This window comes from Scytonema sp. UIC 10036, from assembly GCF_009725235.1.
The window spans coordinates 1-19,017 of the sequence record NZ_WJFC01000123.1; the positions used below are offsets into that span (position 1 = coordinate 1).

Below are 19,017 nucleotides of genomic sequence, written 5' to 3' on the forward strand. Positions count from 1 at the left end.
GGGTAGGGGGTAGGGGCGCAAGGCATTGCGCCTGCACAGGAGAATCCTTCTGCAACAATTGCAATTAACTCATCCACAGGCAAATTCCCGACAGCTACAGCAGCGATCGATGTGGGTTGATACCAAGTTCGATGAAATTCTCTCATCTGCTGGGGCTGAAGTTGTGAAATGACTGATTCCGATCCCAAAACCGAACGCCGATAAGGCAGTTTATCAAAAGCTGTCTCCATTGAGCGTTGAAAAGTACGACGGCGTGGATTGTCTTGCGATCGCCGAATTTCTTCTAAAACCACCAATCGTTCTCGTTCAAAGGCTTCATCAGGTATGCTGGCATTGAGTACCACGTCAATTTGTAGTGGTGCGAGTTCTGCAAAATCTTTCGGAGCAGTGGTTATGTAGTAGTGAGTGTAATCCTGGCTGGTAGCCGCGTTTGTCACAGCGCCTCGCTCTTCAATTCGACGTTCAAACTCGCCGCTCGCCAGTTGCTCGGTTCCCTTAAACACCATATGCTCTAGAAAGTGCGCCACACCATTAATTTCGTCAGTTTCTATGGCTGAACCAACATGAATCCACAAGCTCAGGTTTACAGCTTCAATTGGCACTTGCTCAGCAACTATTGTTAAACCGTTAGGCAATTGGTGTAGTTTGGGAGCGTTCAGGCGAGGAAACTTCAGCAAGGTTGATGTCATTGTTACTGACTCGTAATAGGGCATTGGGAATTGGGCATCGGGAATTGGCATCGGGAATTGATTATTACTATCTTTCCCATTGTTCCATGCCCATTGCCCTTATATCTTAACTAGTCACTGTCACCTCGTTCCCAGGCTGAGCCTGGGAATGCCTTAGTAGAGGCTCCGCCTCCTGTGCTCTACCTGGAATGGAAGGCAGAGCCCCCTGTGCTCTACCTGGAATGGAAGGCAGAGCCTCCTGTGCTCTACCACAGAGTGCGAGGCGGAGCCTCGCTGTCTGCATTCCCAGGCTGAGCCTGGGAACGAGAGTGGGGGGTCTGTCCACTTACCCATTAAAATTTATGATTTTTTGATACGTGTTTTAAGATTATGATAGAATTATTAAGAAATATGTAGCAGACATCAATGCCCGGTCATAGTATTGGCAATAGCAAATCTCGTGTCGCAGTTATCGGTGCCGGAATAGGCGGGCTGACTGCTGGTGCATTATTAGCTCGCAAAGGGTACAGTGTTTTAATTCTGGATCGAGCCCTCGTTCCTGGGGGTTGTGCTTCCACCTTCAAACGCAAAGGGTTTACTTTTGATGTGGGAGCAACTCAGGTTGCTGGGTTGGAACCTGGAGGAATTCACCACCGCATTTTTTCAGAGTTAGAGATTGACTTACCAGAAGCAACGCCCTGCGATCCGGCGTGTGCGGTATATTTACCCGGTGAGGAAACGCCTATTAATGTTTGGCGCGATCCGCAGAAGTGGAACGAAGAACGACTTCGGCAATTTCCTGGTAGCGAACCGTTTTGGCAGTTGATAGCTACTTTGTTTAAAGCTAGCTGGAAATTTCAAGGACGAGATCCAGTGTTACCGCCCCGTAACTTGTGGGATTTGTGGGAGTTAACCAAGGCAGTACGTCCCGACACACTTATAACTGTTCCTTACACCTTATTTACTGTAGGGGATGCTTTGTTTGCATGTGGGCTGGGACATGACTACCGCTTGAGAACTTTTTTGGATTTGCAACTCAAGTTATACTCTCAAGTTGATGCTCGAGAAACAGCTTTACTTTATGCAGCAACAGCATTGAGTGTATCGCAAGAACCCCAAGGACTTTCCCATCTTCATGGAAGCATGCAGGTTTTGAGCGATCGCTTGGTAGAAGCGTTGGAAAGATATGGTGGCAAATTGCTTATGCGCCACACTGTAGAGCATATTAAAGTCGAGAACGGCAAAGCAACTGATGTCGTTATTCGCAATCAAAAAACAAAAGAGGTATGGACAGAACCTGTTGACCATGTTGTTGCTAACGTAACTGTGCAAAACTTGGTGCAGTTGTTAGGCGAAAAAGCACCGAAAGGGTACAAGCAACGAGTGGAAAAATTACCCCCGTCATCCGGTGCATTTGTGGTGTATTTGGGTGTTGATGAAAGCGCTATTCCTGTAGATTGTCCCCCCCATCTTCAATTTTTATACGATCCTAACGGGCCTGTTGGTGAGAATAATTCCTTATTTGTATCTGTAAGCCGTCCCGGTGATGGTCGCGCCCCTTCAGGACAAGCTACAATTATTGCTTCCTCATTTGTAGATCCAGAGCAATGGTGGCGTACTGAAGATTACGAAAGTTTAAAACAGCAATATACACGAGATGCGATCGCTCGTCTTGCCAAATTCTTCTACCTCAAACCAGAAACCATCGTTCACATAGAAGCAGCAACTCCCCGTACTTTTGCCCATTACACAGCCAGAGATAGAGGCATTGTAGGCGGTATCGGTCAAAGAATACCCACATTCGGTCCTTTTGGTTTTGCCAATCGTACACCAATCCAGCATTTATGGCTTGTAGGCGATTCTACTCATCCAGGGGAAGGTACTGCTGGGGTGAGTTACTCAGCGCTAACAGTGGTACGACAGATTCTTGCAGAGCGAATATAGCTGACATAGTTCTTCAACAACTTACGATTCCATAGATTACTCTTGAGTAAGAAGATTCCAATACTTGTCGGTTAAGCTCAAACAATGAAATTACGTAGGTTGGGTTGAGGAACGAAACCCAACCTACAAAAATTCTCAGCCCTTGCAGTATTGAAGAAGATTCTTGCTACTTTTTGGTAATACTATGGAAGTTGAAAAGCTCTCAGTTTCTTTACCAGTGTCCCTGGTGCAATTTATTGAAAGTTACAAAGTAGCCCATTCCTGTAAATCTCGCTCCCAAGTCATTGAAATGGCATTGCTGTTGTTGCGAAAACAAGAACTAGAAGAGGCTTACCGAGAAGCATCTACCGAAGTTGACAATGATTGGGATGTAACAATCTCAGATGGATTAACAGATGAAGTCTAGTGAGATTTAGTATCATTATGCAATTAAAAACACAAAAACCCTATTACACACCTGAAGAATATTTAGAACTTGAAGAAAAAGCGGAATTTAGAAGCGAATACCGTAATGGAGAAATCATTCCGATGACAGGTGGTACTACCAATCATAATAAAATTGCTCTGAATTTCGCTGCATCATTAAAGATTGCTTTGAGGGGTAAAAAATATGATGTTTATATGGCTGATGTCAGATTGTGGATACCCCGGTATCGGCAGTACACCTATCCAGATGTGATGGTGATTCAAGGGCAACCTGTTTATACAGGAACAAATACGACTACCATAATGAATCCCTCGCTTATTGCAGAAGTTTTATCTAAATCTACTAAAAATTACGATCAAGGAGATAAGTTTTTATATTACCGCTCAATTCCCGAATTTAAAGAATATATTTTAATTGACCAATATTCTCATCATGTAATGCAATATGTGAAAACTGCCGAGGGTCAATGGTTATTCACTGAACTCGAAAATGAATCAGCAAATTTATCGCTACAAACGATGAATTTTCAAATTCAACTCAGCGAGCTTTACGACCAAGTGAATTTTGCTGAAAGTGGTGATGAAAATTAGTTTATTCATAACAACTAAAAGACGCGATCGGTCGCGTCTTTTGTTTCAAGATTTGCTTTTTCAAGATGGAGATAACTACCCTGTTTTGTACAATTAACTACTTAAAGACTTTTGAAGACAAGCAGACATTTAATCTTGGTCGAGTGTGAATGAACTAGGAGCCGTTGTTGTATTCTGCAATTGGTTGCCTTGAGGAGTGCCTAATCTACCCAGAGCTTCTACATCACCGTAGATCCCAGTTTTTAGATTGGTGCCGTTAGTTATCAAATCTATAGTACCAGCACTTCCTACCGCACCAGCTGTATTGCCATTTGCACCGTTAGTTGCTGTAGCACCTGCGTTTTGCTTACCAACGGCTGCACCCACAGCAGCTCCGGTTACTTTACCTGCTCCGTTTAGTGTAAAGCCTGCAGCTGCAGCAGCGCCACCTTCACCTGCAGAAGCTACAGAACCAAAGCCGAAAATACCAGTGGAAGCTGCAAACAAAGCAATTACAAGTGTTTTGTTAAGTTTCATGGTCGTTTTACCAATTGATAAGGTGTTACGAAAAAGTACAGTAGAGTCACTTGATAGTAAAGAGTTTTTAACTCTCTTACGCATATTCATCTTTCTAGATACTAGTTTCAAGGTAGAAAAGTAACGCGTGTAAAAGTTACCGAGCCTTATAGTGATATCTATTGAATCTGTAGTAATGTTACAGATTTTGAACTCACTGTTAACTGGTATGAAGAGAAAGAATATGTGTCAAAAAGACTGTGTGTACTAACAACCGTTACTTACGTAACTGTCGTATATATCTACACTAATAAATCTTTTTGTGAAGTAAATGAAATGGAAAAAATTACACTGCTTTTTACCGTAAAATTACATGAATGTGATTTTTGAAACAAAAGCTATTTCACACTATTTACTTTGCTCTTTGTTTGGTGTAATGTCCATTCTATTTTTTTATTCGTAGACTTGGTTTAAAGACCCCTCATTCGCCACTCTCTCGATCCGGTGCCTCTGGCACAGAATGCAGCATAGCAGGGTCTGCAGAGCATAGCAGCATCTCAGACAGGAGGCGGAGCCTCCGATAAGGCATTCCCAGGCGGAGCCTGGGAACGAGGTGAAGAGGTGGGGAGTTGTATGGACGATCGCTGCAAACAAGAAGAAATTTTTCTCGAAGTAGTATAAAAGTTAATAAGCTAACAAGTGAAGATACTGTAAAAATGAGTTGCTAAAGAAGAAAAGATACGGACAAAACAAAGCTATTTAGTAACAGTGATCGGATAGAGCATCTGTCAAAAGACTGATATTGCAATTATTTTGTGTATACTGTTACTTGTAAGATAAAGCTTGCATTATGTTTTACTTCAGCTGCTGTTCTACTTCCTAAAGCAGCTTGTGCTCAAACAGACGCAAATGTTGTATCGGAGTTAGATAGCTTAAATAGCGCTAGCAGATCGGAGTTACCATTATCTCCCGAACATAGCACTGGGACTTCTTTAGTGGAAGATACCCCAGTTGGAATTATCGAACCAGAATACTCAAAGGATTGGGCAGAATTAGAGCCAGAAGTTGACGCGAGCGTGTCTGGCTGTACTCTCGATCGCGTAGTTCAACCTGAATTTACCAAAGTCACTGATTTAGAACATAAGATTCCCAATTTATCTGCTTGCACTCCCGACAATGTAGCTCAACCTGAATTTACTTCCAAACCCTCGCAACAGCAATTCGGTCATGCGGAACTTGAGACAAAGCACCTATCTCCAACATCTTATGCGTCTCACAATCTACCTCTTGTTGCAGAACTTGATAAGCCGCCTAACCAAGAACAGCCCGAAAAGCCCAAACAAAATTCCTCAGACGATCCAAATTACATTGCTCCCCCTCGCAAATCTCCTAAAGAAAAAGTCGATCCGTTGACAACAACCTTATTCCTTAATGGGACAGTCATCAGCCATTTAACAGAAGGGGAATTCGTTGTAGGTGTCAATTTTGGTAATCAAAATACAATCTTTGATGTGAATGAAATTGTTAAGCTCAACAGCGAGAATAAGAAAAGCTTAACAAGAAATAATATTTTCACCCTAGAGCAAACAGGAGATTATTTACAACTACAAACTGTGAGACAGTCAAGGGAAGTTGAAGTTTCTATCAAGGAACCGCAAACGTTACTGGGTACACAGATTCAGTTAAGCCTAACTGCGTCCTGTACTTTTCCTGGTACTAATCCAGAGGATATATGTACCTATACACCTGGTATTGCAACAGATAGGAATAGTGTCGATCCCGATACTTTGATACCAACTAATATTTTTCAAGCTTCCCAAGTAGGGAAGGTAGTGACACCAGAATCACTAGCAGCTATTAAAGAACCTGGTTTTCAAACAGGAGTCAATAATGAAGGTATTGGTGTCGATTTATTTTTTCCCAATGCTGGTTCTACACCTGGTAACAACCAAGGAAATAAAATTTTAGTTACCAGAGAAGAATTATCAGAAAATACACCTGTAGCTATTTATTCTAGAGTGAGACAGATTGTTAAACTCAACGATCGCGAAGCTGTTCTCGGTCGTACAGTTCGTGGTTTTGGATTTATCTTGAATGATGAAAATACTCTGTTAAATACTATCTTGCAATTAAGTAACTTAGCGTTACCAGATGCAATTCCTAAAATCAAAGGTAGCTCACAACCAGCCAACTCAAATGTGAATAATAACTTATTCTATGCTGCTAATAATGTCAGGCTTCCACCAAACAGCTTTACAATCTATCATGCTGGGTTGGGAAGAGCGGAAAGCCTCCAAGGAAAAGTTGCAAACCTAAGTCAAGTTCCTCCAGCCATATTTAATGGTATCTGGCTTGGGGTTACGCCAGTGATTGAACGCAATTTTTCTGCCAAAACTCGTTACGAGATTACTGGTCCTCGGATTACCTTATTTGAAGATGGTGAAGAAGGAGGACCGGGTTCCAATGTCAGTGTTCTGTCTGTTATTAATAATGAAAGTTTTTCTACAGGAACTTTGAGAAATTTCTACTCTCAAGTCTATCTAAAGAATTTTAGCCAAGACGTGAATTACACTACGACTTTCATGAGTAGAGAAGAGACGAATTATGTTCCACACATTAGCTTTACAGGAGATATTACAGGAACGAAAGATATTATTAGATACTACACAGGTGCATTTGGGGTAAATAAAATTCAAGGTTATTTAGGTGCAGACTTTACCAGGAATACCGTGAAGGGATGGGTTTTTTCAGGAGGAGCGATCGCCTACGTTAATCCAGATAAAGACTACTACAGCCAGGTTCAGGGTAGTGTTGTCAAAAGAATTCCTTTGAGCCAAAAAGCCAATTTGATTTTTTCATCTGGATTCAATTATGCCTTAGACCGGGAATTCCAGGGACGTGATTTTGTAAATGCGCTGACAGTGGGAGCAAGAATTAACATTGGCGATGTTTCAATGGGTTTGGTTAATTATTTTGGAGATATTTTACCTGATTCTATTGAGAATACTTTATTCTTAGATTTAACAGTTAAGTTTAATGATTATTTTAACATCACTGCATACTACACCCCCATTAACGAAAGTTCCAGTCGTTCACGAGTTGGGGCTAGGGCAGAATTTAAACTAGGCAATAAATACAACAGTTCAACCCTGACTCTATCTTGGACAAACAGCGACTATAATCTAGGAACTCATCCCTCCGGAGAAGGATTGGGCGTTACAGATAATGTTTTTACCGTGTTGCTAAGGTTTGGAGAACCAGCCAATCCCTTTAGAGTGACCAAACCTGCAAAGCGAAAATAGTGGGGGCTAATACGGCAGATTGAGGCTTTGCAATTTTAAGCTCCCTGTTTAGCAGCGCGGCGTGCTAAAGACATAACAGCAGGACGCCCTGTAGCGGTTAGTGAGAAACCCAATCCCAAACGAAAGATTTCAGGCATATAGTAATCGTCTTTTTCACGAATGACTACACCGTTATCTTCTAATATCTTCATTTCTTCTACAGTGAGTCGTAGTTGATCTCGTGTGAAAGGAATTTTTCGCTCTTCTTCAAACAACTCCCTTAATTTAGTAAAAACATCTTTCAAAGCAGTATTTTCTTGCTCGATTTCCTCAATTTTCTTAGTGCTGCATTCAGGCAAAGCAGCCCTAATAGCTGCAGGGATGAGAATGCGATCTGAATAGCGACGATCGTTAACAGATTCTTGAGCCGCTAAATGAAGAAGACGTACTAAGTCCCTGGATTGAATTTGTCCTCTAAAATCTGAAAGCGCTGCAATTACAAATCTAGCAGAAGCAGCTTCTTTTGAGGTATCGGAACCTAGCTTTTTACCCCACAGAGGTATTAAAACTTGGGTCAGTTTTTCTTCCCTCATATCTTGAAGTCTTTCAATATTAGTATTGAGTGGGATGTTTGATAGCGTAGCTACCCAAGCCACGAGTTTTAACGCCTCTTCTCTATTCCACTTTAAAGCATAAGGTTCGTAACGTGCGATCGCTTGAGCAGCATTTTGGCGTACAGCAGCCAGCACCATATCACGTCTAATGAAAATTATAATACCTAGAGGGCGACCGGGTTGTTGTCCAAGCCACTCTGGAACTTCCTGAATTAAAGCCCGAAGAGCCGTCTGTTGAGTTTCATCGCTTGCAAAGTTTTGGAACAGGTCTTCCAAACCATCAATAATAACAAGCAGTCGCTGTTGAGTCTTTAGCAGATTTTCAGTCAATGCTCGACCAGCACCTTCTTTGTGAGGCTGAAATCCAACACCCCAAGCAATGAGATCTAACCAGCGTTCTCGCCACTGACCTTCGTGAAGATTCAGAGGACAAAAATCTCCAATATGGTCGCGAAGACTTTGGATGCTTTGGGGATTATCAAAACCCAATGCCTGTGCTGTCTTTTTCTGAACTTCTCCTACCAATTGAATTGCGGGAGTTTCAAGGTTTTTCGATGCTAAAACAGGGCAAATGAAAGCGTTTATTTGGACTTGAGTTGCACACGCATCTTCTGCAAAAGTTTGCCAGTTCTCTCTGCGAATGATTTGTAAAAAAGTGTCAGTTTTTCCCGAACCTTTGGCTCCAACCACAACTGTTATTGGCACTTGGCGTCTGTGATCTGAAGCTAAGTGACGTAAAGGAATAGTAGCTAAAAAATCTTCCGCTTCTGCCGTTTCTGCAAACACCAATTTTTTAGTAATATCTCTAAGAGTTTCTCTTTGAGATTTTAATGTTGGAAGGCTTTCCTTAATAATAGTTTGATTCTGCTTTGCAGGTAATAAATCTAGCAATGGACGTACTGCATCTACAATACCTGAACGCTCAAGCCGAGTGTTTACCTCTTCCCACATTGAGGGTAACACAAGTAAATTTCTATCAAATCCTGTAATTATTCTAAGAAGTTCTCGGTTGTCTCCTATAAAGAATTTAGCTGACTCAATTAGCCTTTTTTCCGGCTCAGATAATAAACTCTTATTTGGATCGGGTAATAGCTCTGTATCTTGAACGTCTTTAGGAACCTGACTAATAATCAATGTTGGTAACGGATCGGTATCCCGTGTAGAAGGTGCTCGCTCTCCCAAAAGCTCCAGAAGTCTAATTGTTCCTGAAATAGATTGTCCGCTCAAAGTGGTAACAAAAATGCGATGAACTCGTGGATCTAAAAGAAGACCAGTAGAAAGTTCAGAAAGCCCCGCACGCAAATCTACTAATACAACATCTACACCTAAAGTTTTTCCAAGATTTGCGAGTATTTGTGTTAAGACAAACGGGTTTTCAGCACCTTGAATGAGATGCTCGGGTCTAATTTCTAAAGAGGAAAATCTATTAGTTGAACGAAATGCAGGTAGGACGAAAATATTATCAATTAAGGCGCTTTGGAGGCGATCGGCAGTTGTTCCTTGGCAGGCAACTTAGACATGAATTCTTGAATGTTTCTAAGTTTTATTAAGAGTTTGAGCGATAAATAATATATACTTACAATCTGCTGTATATTAAGTAATTTAATATCAATTTAATGTATATAGGAATTTATAAATAATTTATGATAAGTTTTCAGTATTGTAGGGTTGGCAATGCTCACATACTGCAAATATCGGCAATTTTCGACCCAAACTTTGTGTTTTTTACAATTCATATCAAATCCGTTTGTATCGGAATTATTCCTCTGTCCTCTCCCTCTGCGTCCTCTGCGTCCTCTGCGGTTTTTTAATCATTCAGATGCTACCGGATTTCATATCATGTTTGGATAAACACTTAAATATGATGCATGCGCTGAAGCGCAACTACGAACGAATTATTTGATAAGTTATTAACGAACACGGTATCAATATTTTACTGATACCTTGCTCAAATTTATCAATTTTAGGACTTACGCATAGACCCCTTGACATTACTGCTCTTGGGTAGTTGCAGGTTGCTCAGTCGTGGGTTGCTCAGTCGTGGGTTCCTCAGTAGGGGTGGCTTCCGGTACTACCTCTGGTTCAATTTGTGGTGCGGGAGGATTGAGAAATTCTTCCCAAGCTCTAATCTGATCTCGTGCTGCACTATACGCAGAAGTCCCTCGCGGAATTAATCGCGCTGTCTCAATACCTCTAGCCATGTCAGATTCTCCTTGAGCACGAGCTATATCTAACAATTGCTGGCTCCATTGATCAACAGCTATACTGGCATCGCTCCATAATGAGCTTCCTTCTGGCACTCTATTTGCTATCCGAATTGCTTGTGCCAATGCTTCCGGAGTCCCAACAAGTGCTGTTTCTCTTGCTCTCTTCCAATTTTCTCTGGCGCGGAGTTGACTTTGCCATTCATTTATGGATGCTTGTGCTTCTTGTGAAAGCGCCCTCCCTGGGCTAATTTGTCTTGCTGTTTCAATGGCTGAGGGTAAGTCGCCGCTGCTAGCAAGTGCTCTTGCTCTGTCTAGGTAGGGCTGATCTTCAGTCCGTTGAATTTTGTCCGTCCAAGTGACAATTTTTCTTCTGGCTTCTTGATAAAGCGCACGTCCTCTGCGAACTTGACTTGCTTCGGCGATCGCTGCTTGCAATGAATTCACGTCATCAAACAGGGCGATTTGATCGGCTCGATCTAAGTAAGGTCTGTCTTCTATAATTTGTACTTGGGCAACCCAACGACCAATCTCTTGTCTTGCTTCCCGAGCGCGGGGATTGCTTGCAGGAATCAGTTGTGCTTCAGCTATAGCTGCTGATAGATCGCTTACTGTTCCTTGAGATGCTAGCGTTCTTGCTTTTTCCAAACGGCTCACATCTTCAATCTCTAATTGCCATAGAGCAATCAATTTTTGTGCTTTTTCATACACGGGTCGAGAAATATCTATTTGCTGGGCTTGGGAAATTGCTGCTTCCAAACCTGACACCGTACCCGTCCAAGCGCTGTTTTGCGCTTCTGCGATCGCTATAAAATCCTCTACTTCTAACTTTAACCCTGTTACGGCTGGAACTTTCTGTACGAGTTCTATTGCTCCATCTGCATCGCGCCGATCTAATTTTGTTTGTGCGATCGCTAGTATTTTGCGTCCAAATTCTGTCAGGGTTGCTTGAGCTTTCTGATAAACATAACTGTCTTTCTCAATAGATTGAGCCAGCTTAATCGCTTTGAGTATATTTTCTACCGAGCCACTCTCTGCTATCCCCCGAGCTTTTGCCAACTTATCACCATCTTCTCGCGCACTCACAATTAGACGGTTGAGTTGATCGTACTTAGTTGTTGACCAATACTTATTCTCTACTCGCAACAACTTAGCAGCTAGCATAAATGCTTGATGCCAATTTTGTTCCCGCAATTGAGCTTCTGAATTTTTATAGGTTTCTTCTGCTTTTGACCAAATTGTTTGCCATTTGGTAATTTGTTCTTCCACCACTTTATAAGCGGAAACATCATTTGGTACTTTTCGCGCCGTTGCGATCGCGACTTCTAGCCTTCCTAACTGAAAATTTTGGTCAGCTAGTGCCAAGATATCTTTTGACCAATCTTCCATGTAGCGATCGATTTCGCCTCGCAGTGGATGACTTGGCGGCAGTTGCCTCACAAGATCGATCGCTTGCAGAAGATCTTTGACTGTCTGTTTAGAAGCTGCCAACTGAGCGCAATGCAGCCGTACTGACGCACTTGCCAGTGGCCAGAAAATCGATGGACAGTTGGGCGCTGAGGGCAACTTTAACAGCATTGCGGTTGCCATGAAAGCTATGGCACCGGGAACCATTGCTAATAATAACGTCCACAGCACCCAACTTTTTGTCCATTTTGGCAATTTTCCATAACCACTGGATGGAACTAGTTTGTCGGACTGACTATCTGAAAGCGAATTTTCCGACGAATTACTGTCTTTTGGGGGTTTCACAGACTTGGAGTTAGAACCAGTTGCTGGTACACCAGACGCGTCATCGCTGTTATATTGTTTCTTCGGGGATAATCCTGTCATATCATCTGACTCTCTTGCTCGACCCGGCAACCAACTTTCTGGCATATCCCGCTCTGCTGTCATTGCTCACACCACAAGTAAACGAATAGCGACTGTTATAGCTCCAAACCTTTGCTGCTGCCATAGTAACTTTCTCACTATTGGAAAGTTCTACTATATCCCATTATCCACATATACCATGAATTTCCTACATTTAAAAGTACTTTTTTATACTTTATCTGCACGACGCTTCTGCTTGCAAGTCTACAATAAGTTGAGCCAAATCATCTCGACTTGCATTATACACCGTCCCGCAAAAATGACAAGTTGCTTCAGCACCATTATCTTTAACCATCATATCTTCCAGTTCTGCCTGTCCCAACATTTTCAGTGCTCCTAAGACACGGTCAAAAGAGCAACCGCAGTGGAAGCGCAGCATTTGTCTTTCGGGAAATATAACCAATCCCATATCTCCCAATAAGTCTTGAAAGATTTCTGTCAAAGACTTACCTGCTTGCAACAAAGGTGTAAACCCTCTTAAAGCAGCGACTCGTGACTCCAACTTTTCCACAAGAGCTTCATCTCTAGCTGCTTTAGGCAACACTTGTACTAGTAAACCGCCAGCCGCAGTGACGCCACTCGGTTCTACAAAAACACCCAACACAACTGCTGAAGGTGTTTGTTCGGAAGTCATCAAATAATGAGCTACATCGTCGCCAATTTCACCAGAAACGAGTTCCACGGTGCTTGAGTAAGGATATCCATATCCAACATCGCGCACAACATAAAGAAAGCCCTTACCAACTGCACCGCCAACATCCAACTTACCTTTGCTATTTGGCGGTAGTTCCACATCCGGATTGTCTACATAACCACGTACCGTTCCATCTAGCCCTGCATCGATCAATATGCCACCCAAGGGTCCATCACCTTTCACTCGGACATTGACTCTTGAGCCAGAACGCTTCATACTAGAAGCCATTAAAAGACCGGCTGCCATAGTCCGACCCAGAGCTGCTGTTGCTACATAGGAAAGTTTGTGTTTCGCTCTTGCTTCTTCTGTCAAACGTGTGGTAATAGCGCCTACTGCACGAATGCCGCCATCAGCTGCTGTAGCGCGAATTAATTGATCGGCCATGAAATGAAAACCTTACCAATAATGTTTGACCGACATACCCGGTCTTTGTTAAGCACGGGTAAAATCGTTACTTTAGTATAACAAAACTTAACTTAAAATAGGACTTACGCATAGCCCCCTTTTCAGGGATGATGCGGTTATGCAACGCGTGAAATCCCCAAAATATCGTTGGCTCATCTACAATTAGACAACGTAATTCGCAGTTACTAATAATGAATTTATAAAAAATGTTAGGTAATTTTCAGAAAAGTCAACTACGGATAGAAATAGAAGCATCCGCGATCGCAATTCGTAACAGTATACTGCGTCCAGCAGAACTAGAAAAATGGCTACCTCATAGTCGTTTTGCCTCTGGAATGCCAGAAGAGCTTAAATCTGGATTTGAGTTTGTTAGCCGTACCGGACTGATTGCGATTCACCATCATGTGGATGTGGTAGGTTCCGATTGCCTGCGCCTGATTCTAAGCCAAGGAATAGACGGGTTTCACGAATGGTACTGGGGAGACGGGTGGGTACAATCTCACATAGAAGGAGTCACACTATTACCCCTGTCCTTGGGGCAAACTTTGAGTTTGTTGAGTTTGCGTCAATTTTTAGGGGGTAGGGGGTAGGGAGTAGGGGGTAGGGAGTAGGGTATCTCGCGGGTTCACCTCGATCCGGTCACCTCGTTCCCAGGCTCCGCCTGGGAATGCCTTACTTAGAGGCTCCGCCTCATTTAGTCTGCAAACGAGGCAGAAGTCCACTGGAACTGCGTTACAAGGCTAAGCCTTGTAACGAGGAAGAAATTTCTCTTCCCTACCCCCTACTCCCTACTCCCTCTACGTAGCATCTTGCAATTGAGCGGTGCGTATCGAAACTTGCTGAGTTTGGTTGCCTCTTTGCACTTTCAACTGCAATGTTTGACCAACTCGACTATTTTCTACCACTTCCAGCAACTGTTCTCCCTTACTCACTCGCTGTTTATCAACTTCAACAATTACGTCTCCCGGACGAATGCCAGCAGCAGCAGCAGGAGAGTTTGGTACAACACGAACTACGAAAATACCATTAATTTCTGGGATTTGCACCGGAGAATTAGGATCGGAGTTGATTCGCCTTGCCACTTCAGGGGTTAAATCCTGCATCTGTATGCCTATGAATGGGTGATCGACTTTTTCCCCTCGTTGCAGTTTGGCGGCAATAACTTTGGCTTTATCAATGGGAATAGCAAACCCGATACCCATAGCATCGCCACGGATGGCTGTGTTGATACCAATCACTTCACCCAGACCATTGAGCAGAGGACCCCCAGAATTACCGGGGTTAATAGCTGCATCAGTTTGAATAAAATCCAAGCGCTTGTTACCAATTCCCACCTGAGCGCTAGAACGTCTGAGGGTACTAATAATACCTAATGTTACAGTATTATCTAATCCTAGGGGATTTCCTAATGCGATCGCCCAGTCTCCCACCTGTACGTTTGAGGAAGAACCCAAGGGAGCAACTGGTAAATCCCCACCAGCGTTGATTTTTACAACTGCCAAATCGGTGACTTCATCAGCACCCAGTACCTTTCCTTCAAAAGTGCGATCGTCTTTGAGGCGGACTGTTACCTTATCAGCCTTATCTACCACATGGGCATTAGTAACAACTAAACCACTTTTATCAATAATAAAACCCGATCCTAAACCGCGCATTTGTTCTTGTGGCATTTGTCGTGGAAAGGAGTCCCCAAAAAATCGGCGGAAAAAGGGATCGTCAAAGAAGGGATCGGGAACGCGACGAGAAACAGTACGTTCGGTATCAATTCTCACAACTGCGTTCCCAACACGATTCACTGCGGCTGTCACAAAGCTATTACCACCAATAGCAGTGGTTGTTGGTGAGGAGCGTTGAGCGAGGAGTTGTGGTGAATCAGCCGTTGGCGAAATGGGTGCTGGTTCTGCTTGGGAGGGTGACACGCGCAAAGTGCTAACAGTTAACACAACTCCCAAAACAATTGCTAACACGTGAGTAGTGAGTTGACGTATTGACCGAGGTAATTGGGAAAATCGCATAATCACAACCTATAGTTTTAATCTAAATTGTTGCTAGATGAGAAAATAGTCTCTATACCTATTTTTACAGTTTCATAACAATCACTGTCCATTGACGGTTGTTTTCTGCTCTAAGTTTCCTCAACTTCCCTTCATACGCCTCATACCCATTTCTTTCCTCTAGGTTAGGATTTAATTGACTGGCTGCACTCTCTCAAGTAAAACCATGAACGCATCGAATCGATTACCCAAACAATCCTTACCCCTGTCCCAACGGGAAGAGGATTTACTTTGTGACAATAACAATCAAGAAAATACACAACACCATCACGAGCACGAACATTCGGTTCATTCACACGTTCATAGTGAAGAGTCTTTGCGGCGAATTGTCAATCGGCTATCGCGTATAGAAGGACACATTCGGGGTATTAAGACAATGGTGCAGCAAAGTAGCCCGTGTCCTGATGTATTATTGCAAATTGCTGCTGTCAGAGGAGCTTTAGATCGAGTAGCGAGAATTGTTTTAGATGAGCATTTAACAGAATGTATTGGAAGAGCAGCAAAAGAGGGCAACATTGAAGATGAACTTGAACAACTTAAGGCGGCGTTAGATCGATTTTTGCCTTAAACACGTGCTTTTATCTAGTACACCTCGTTCCCAGCCTCAGGCTGGGAATGCTTACCGGGAGAGGCTCCGCCTCCTCTACTCTACCAGCATTGCTCTACAGAAACTCGCAGCCTGTATTATATGATAAAACCACCGATTGTGATGCTGCGTTGCTAGTCTAAAGATAGTCGCTTTTAAGGCAATGTATATGTTGAGTGAAGAATCGTTTGCACAAAAAGAGAGCGATCGTTTTGGCCAAAAAGTCTTGATTGTTGGCGGAGGACCTGCTGGACTTGCCACCGCATTAATGTTAGCTAAACGTGGTTGGACAAATATTACAGTTTTAGAACAACGTGCTACTGCTGATTACTATGAACCTGACAAATCATTCAACTATCAAATTGATGGTCGAGGTCAAAAATTCACAGATTTCCTCGGTCTGACGGAAAAGCTATCAGAAATTAGCGTTCCAAGCACAGAATTTTACTTAACCAAAATAAAACCAAATGGTAGTTGCACAACATCTAAATTGCCTACTGTAGATCCAAACCGGAAAACTGCCTACTGGCTGCCACGCAAAGCATTTGTTCTTTTATTATACCAGGAAATCGAACAACATTGGCAAGACCGCATCACTGTCTTGTTCAATGCAAAGTGCGTGCAAATCAACAAAAAAGGTAGAAATAATCCACATCAGGAAAAGTTAGAAGTTGTTGTCTCCATAGAGAACGAGAGTATTGTCACATTTGAACCCAATCTTTTAGTTGGTTGTGATGGTCTTCACTCCATCGTCCGTAACACCTTAAAAGAGTGGGACAAACCGACATCAGACAAATTTGAAATGAAGCTTTTTCCCTCGCCCAGTTCGTCTCTGAGATATAAAGTTTTAACCCTGCCACCAAAATTTCCTCTGGATCGTAGTGGCAAGGAGCGTGCCGTAAGCACTGTAGCATATGCAATTCGTGGGGCTTTGCGAGGTCGCAAGCGTTCTGTTTCTCTTGGTATATTGCCTCTGAAAAACCCAGATGAACCCCGTTCTGCAAATATTATTAAGTACCCAGACCATCAGATATGGGAATTGAAAAACCCTGAGGAGCTGTACAATTTTTTTGAGAAAGCTTTCCCACAATTGCCTGTACGTCAAATAGTGCCGCTTGAAGAAGCTGAGAGATTTGCGAACAGTGAAGGCGGTTACTTCCCCATTCCCCAATACTGTTCTGGATTGTACTTCTTGTTAAGTCAAAAACAAGCCTCTCACGAAATACCTGAGTATAGAGCAGATGGAATTGTACTTTTAGGAGACGCCATTCATTGCTTTCCTCCAGATATCGGACAAGGGGTAAATTCAGCACTGGAGGATGTATACATTTTGAATGAAGCGCTTTCTCAAACTAACGACGAGATTTCGCGGGCTTTGCCTTTATACGAATCTTTACGGTTACCTGATACAAAAGCCTTGGTATACCTTGCCCGAGTTGCTTATCCCTGGCAGTATAACCAAGATTCTCTTGGCAAGTTGTTGTGGTCTGTCAACTTTTTTCTGCGACTTGTACTGAGTCGGTTAATGCCCTTTATATTTAATCCTCCAGCATTCTTTCTCATTCAGAATCATCAACTTTCCTACGAGCAAATCTGGGTTCAGGGTAAACGCACTACTACAACGCTTTATATACTCGGTCTGATACTCCTTTGTGGGTCGTTGGCTTTCTTTTTGAACGCGATTCAGACATCAATCGCTCACTTTTGATAATGACTAATGAGTAACTTTGATACTTTCATAATTTTTTAAATTGTTCTAAATTAACGGCAACCCCTATCATCCTACTGTTAAAACATTTGTTAAGAAACTTTACAATGCTCTTAACAGAAGGAAATATTTCGTATGGCTGTTGCACTTGACAATAATGCACGACATGAGGTTGTTATCATTGGTGGAGGCTTTGGTGGACTGTACACAGCAAAACATCTTGCTAAAGCTAATGTGAATGTTACTCTCATCGATAAACGTAACTTTCATCTATTTCAGCCGCTTCTATATCAAGTTGCGACAGGTACGCTATCACCTGCTGATATTTCCTCACCATTGCGAGCTGTATTCAGCAAAAGCAAGAACACGCAAGTGTTGCTGGGAGAAGTCAATGATATCGATCCAAAAGCACAACAAGTGATAATGGGCGATAAAGTAGTACCTTACGATACACTAATTGTCGCCACAGGTGCTAACCATTCCTACTTTGGTCAGGATAACTGGAAAGAATTAGCTCCTGGCTTGAAAACTGTTGAAGATGCGATAGAAATGCGCCGCCGCATATTTTCAGCATTTGAACTAGCAGAAAAAGAAACCGATCCCGAAAAACGTCGTGCTTTGTTAACTTTTGTGATTGTGGGTGGTGGACCTACAGGAGTAGAATTAGCAGGTGCGATCGCCGAGTTGGCATATAAAACTCTCAAAGAAGATTTCCGCAACATCGACACCGAAGAAACGAAAATTTTACTATTACAAGGGGCAGATCGCATCCTCCCACACATTTCCCCGGATTTATCCCAAGTCGCAGCAGCATCTTTGCAAAAGTTGGGTGTGATTATCCAAACGAACACCAGGGTGACAAACATTGAAAATAATATCGTGACTTTCAAGCAAGGCGATGAAGTCACAGCAATTGCCTCAAAAACTATATTGTGGGCTGCAGGTGTTCAGGGTTCCGCAATGGGGAAAGTCCTAGCAGAACGTACAGGTGTAGAGTGCGATCGCTCCGGCCGTGTGATTGTAGAACCAAACTTAACCATTAAGGGTTATAAAAACATTTTTGTCGTAGGAGATTTAGGCAACTTCTCCTATCAAGATGGTAAACCCTTACCTGGTGTTGCACCCGTAGCCAAACAACAAGGAGAGTATGTAGCTAAACTCATTCAAGCACGTCTTCTAGGTCAAAGTTTGCCCCCATTCCATTACAATCATGTGGGTAGTTTGGCGATGATTGGGCAAAATTTAGCTATTGTCGATTTAGGCTTCCTCAAACTCACAGGTTTCCTGGCTTGGGTATTTTGGCTAATCGTTCACATCTACTTCTTAATTGAGTTTGACACTAAATTGCTAGTAGTATTCCAGTGGGCGTGGAATTATATCACTCGCAATCGTCGCTCTCGATTGATTACAGGTAAAGAAGCTTATGTAGAAGCACAAACGGTTAACAATATAACCCAAGTTGCTAATTAGGTTAG

At 42.6% G+C, this 19,017-nt stretch carries 14 protein-coding genes; 8 read left to right on the forward strand and 6 right to left on the reverse strand.

Annotation, left to right across the window (positions count from 1 at the left end):
- Positions 1-689, reverse strand: a 689-nt coding sequence (locus tag F7734_RS39270; protein WP_166482430.1) for a pitrilysin family protein, incomplete at its 3' end; no start/stop codon positions are given.
- 405 nt (positions 690-1,094) lie between these two features.
- Between F7734_RS39270 and crtD the strand changes: the two genes are divergently transcribed.
- From crtD to F7734_RS39285, 3 genes are all read left to right on the forward strand, one after another.
- Positions 1,095-2,612 carry a C-3',4' desaturase CrtD gene (gene crtD, locus F7734_RS39275; protein WP_155749852.1) on the forward strand — a complete coding sequence of 506 codons (1,518 nt, stop codon included), beginning with the start codon at positions 1,095-1,097 and terminating at the stop codon, positions 2,610-2,612.
- Between the two features lie 184 nt (positions 2,613-2,796).
- The gene (locus tag F7734_RS39280) at positions 2,797-3,018 is read left to right on the forward strand and encodes a CopG family transcriptional regulator (RefSeq protein ID WP_155749853.1); all 222 of its coding nucleotides are present in this window, start codon (positions 2,797-2,799) and stop codon (positions 3,016-3,018) included.
- A 17-nt stretch (positions 3,019-3,035) separates the two neighbouring features.
- Positions 3,036-3,629: a Uma2 family endonuclease gene (locus F7734_RS39285; protein ID WP_155749854.1), complete on the forward strand. Its 594-nt coding sequence runs from the start codon at positions 3,036-3,038 to the stop codon at positions 3,627-3,629.
- Positions 3,630-3,758: 129 nt separating this feature from the next.
- Here the strand turns inward: F7734_RS39285 and F7734_RS39290 are convergent, their stop codons facing one another.
- A complete protein-coding gene (locus tag F7734_RS39290) occupies positions 3,759-4,145 on the reverse strand; it encodes a hypothetical protein (protein ID WP_155749855.1) in 387 nt (128 codons plus the stop codon).
- 794 nt (positions 4,146-4,939) lie between these two features.
- Between F7734_RS39290 and F7734_RS39295 the strand changes: the two genes are divergently transcribed.
- A complete protein-coding gene (locus F7734_RS39295; protein ID WP_166482427.1) occupies positions 4,940-7,426 on the forward strand; it encodes a hypothetical protein in 2,487 nt (828 codons plus the stop codon).
- Between the two features lie 35 nt (positions 7,427-7,461).
- Here F7734_RS39295 and F7734_RS39300 read toward each other — a convergent pair whose 3' ends face one another.
- The 3 genes from F7734_RS39300 to hslO all read right to left on the reverse strand — a co-directional run bounded on the left by F7734_RS39300 (position 7,462) and on the right by hslO (position 13,173).
- Complete coding sequence (locus tag F7734_RS39300; RefSeq protein ID WP_155749856.1) at positions 7,462-9,321, reverse strand: hypothetical protein; 1,860 nt, start codon at positions 9,319-9,321, stop codon at positions 7,462-7,464.
- Positions 9,322-10,010: 689 nt separating this feature from the next.
- A complete protein-coding gene (locus tag F7734_RS39305) occupies positions 10,011-12,119 on the reverse strand; it encodes a chromosome segregation ATPase (RefSeq protein WP_155749857.1) in 2,109 nt (702 codons plus the stop codon).
- Between the two features lie 151 nt (positions 12,120-12,270).
- A complete protein-coding gene (gene hslO, locus F7734_RS39310; RefSeq protein ID WP_155749858.1) occupies positions 12,271-13,173 on the reverse strand; it encodes an Hsp33 family molecular chaperone HslO in 903 nt (300 codons plus the stop codon).
- Positions 13,174-13,400: 227 nt separating this feature from the next.
- Between hslO and F7734_RS39315 the strand changes: the two genes are divergently transcribed.
- Positions 13,401-13,784: a hypothetical protein gene (locus tag F7734_RS39315; RefSeq protein WP_155749859.1), complete on the forward strand. Its 384-nt coding sequence runs from the start codon at positions 13,401-13,403 to the stop codon at positions 13,782-13,784.
- 207 nt (positions 13,785-13,991) lie between these two features.
- On the opposite strand, the gene F7734_RS39320 is transcribed toward F7734_RS39315, so the two are convergent.
- Complete coding sequence (locus F7734_RS39320; protein WP_155749860.1) at positions 13,992-15,209, reverse strand: HhoA/HhoB/HtrA family serine endopeptidase; 1,218 nt, start codon at positions 15,207-15,209, stop codon at positions 13,992-13,994.
- Positions 15,210-15,414: 205 nt separating this feature from the next.
- On the opposite strand from F7734_RS39320, the gene F7734_RS39325 reads away from it, so the two are divergent.
- The 3 genes from F7734_RS39325 to F7734_RS39335 all read left to right on the forward strand — a co-directional run bounded on the left by F7734_RS39325 (position 15,415) and on the right by F7734_RS39335 (position 19,012).
- The gene (locus F7734_RS39325) at positions 15,415-15,816 is read left to right on the forward strand and encodes a metal-sensing transcriptional repressor (protein WP_155749861.1); all 402 of its coding nucleotides are present in this window, start codon (positions 15,415-15,417) and stop codon (positions 15,814-15,816) included.
- Positions 15,817-16,003: 187 nt separating this feature from the next.
- On the forward strand, positions 16,004-17,542 hold the full coding sequence (locus F7734_RS39330; RefSeq protein WP_155749862.1) for an NAD(P)/FAD-dependent oxidoreductase: 1,539 nt from the start codon (positions 16,004-16,006) through the stop codon (positions 17,540-17,542).
- A 135-nt stretch (positions 17,543-17,677) separates the two neighbouring features.
- The gene (locus F7734_RS39335; RefSeq protein ID WP_155749863.1) at positions 17,678-19,012 is read left to right on the forward strand and encodes an NAD(P)/FAD-dependent oxidoreductase; all 1,335 of its coding nucleotides are present in this window, start codon (positions 17,678-17,680) and stop codon (positions 19,010-19,012) included.
- Positions 19,013-19,017 lie beyond the last annotated feature (5 nt).

Coding starts and splice junctions, on each gene's coding strand:
- F7734_RS39290 (WP_155749855.1), bottom strand. CDS start 4,145: ATGAAACTTAACAAAACACTTGTAATTGCTTTGTTTGCAGCTTCCACT.
- crtD (WP_155749852.1), top strand. CDS start 1,095: ATGCCCGGTCATAGTATTGGCAATAGCAAATCTCGTGTCGCAGTTATC.
- F7734_RS39305 (WP_155749857.1), bottom strand. CDS start 12,119: ATGACAGCAGAGCGGGATATGCCAGAAAGTTGGTTGCCGGGTCGAGCA.
- F7734_RS39320 (WP_155749860.1), bottom strand. CDS start 15,209: ATGCGATTTTCCCAATTACCTCGGTCAATACGTCAACTCACTACTCAC.
- F7734_RS39285 (WP_155749854.1), top strand. CDS start 3,036: ATGCAATTAAAAACACAAAAACCCTATTACACACCTGAAGAATATTTA.
- F7734_RS39325 (WP_155749861.1), top strand. CDS start 15,415: ATGAACGCATCGAATCGATTACCCAAACAATCCTTACCCCTGTCCCAA.
- hslO (WP_155749858.1), bottom strand. CDS start 13,173: ATGGCCGATCAATTAATTCGCGCTACAGCAGCTGATGGCGGCATTCGT.
- F7734_RS39315 (WP_155749859.1), top strand. CDS start 13,401: ATGTTAGGTAATTTTCAGAAAAGTCAACTACGGATAGAAATAGAAGCA.
- F7734_RS39330 (WP_155749862.1), top strand. CDS start 16,004: ATGTTGAGTGAAGAATCGTTTGCACAAAAAGAGAGCGATCGTTTTGGC.
- F7734_RS39280 (WP_155749853.1), top strand. CDS start 2,797: ATGGAAGTTGAAAAGCTCTCAGTTTCTTTACCAGTGTCCCTGGTGCAA.
- F7734_RS39335 (WP_155749863.1), top strand. CDS start 17,678: ATGGCTGTTGCACTTGACAATAATGCACGACATGAGGTTGTTATCATT.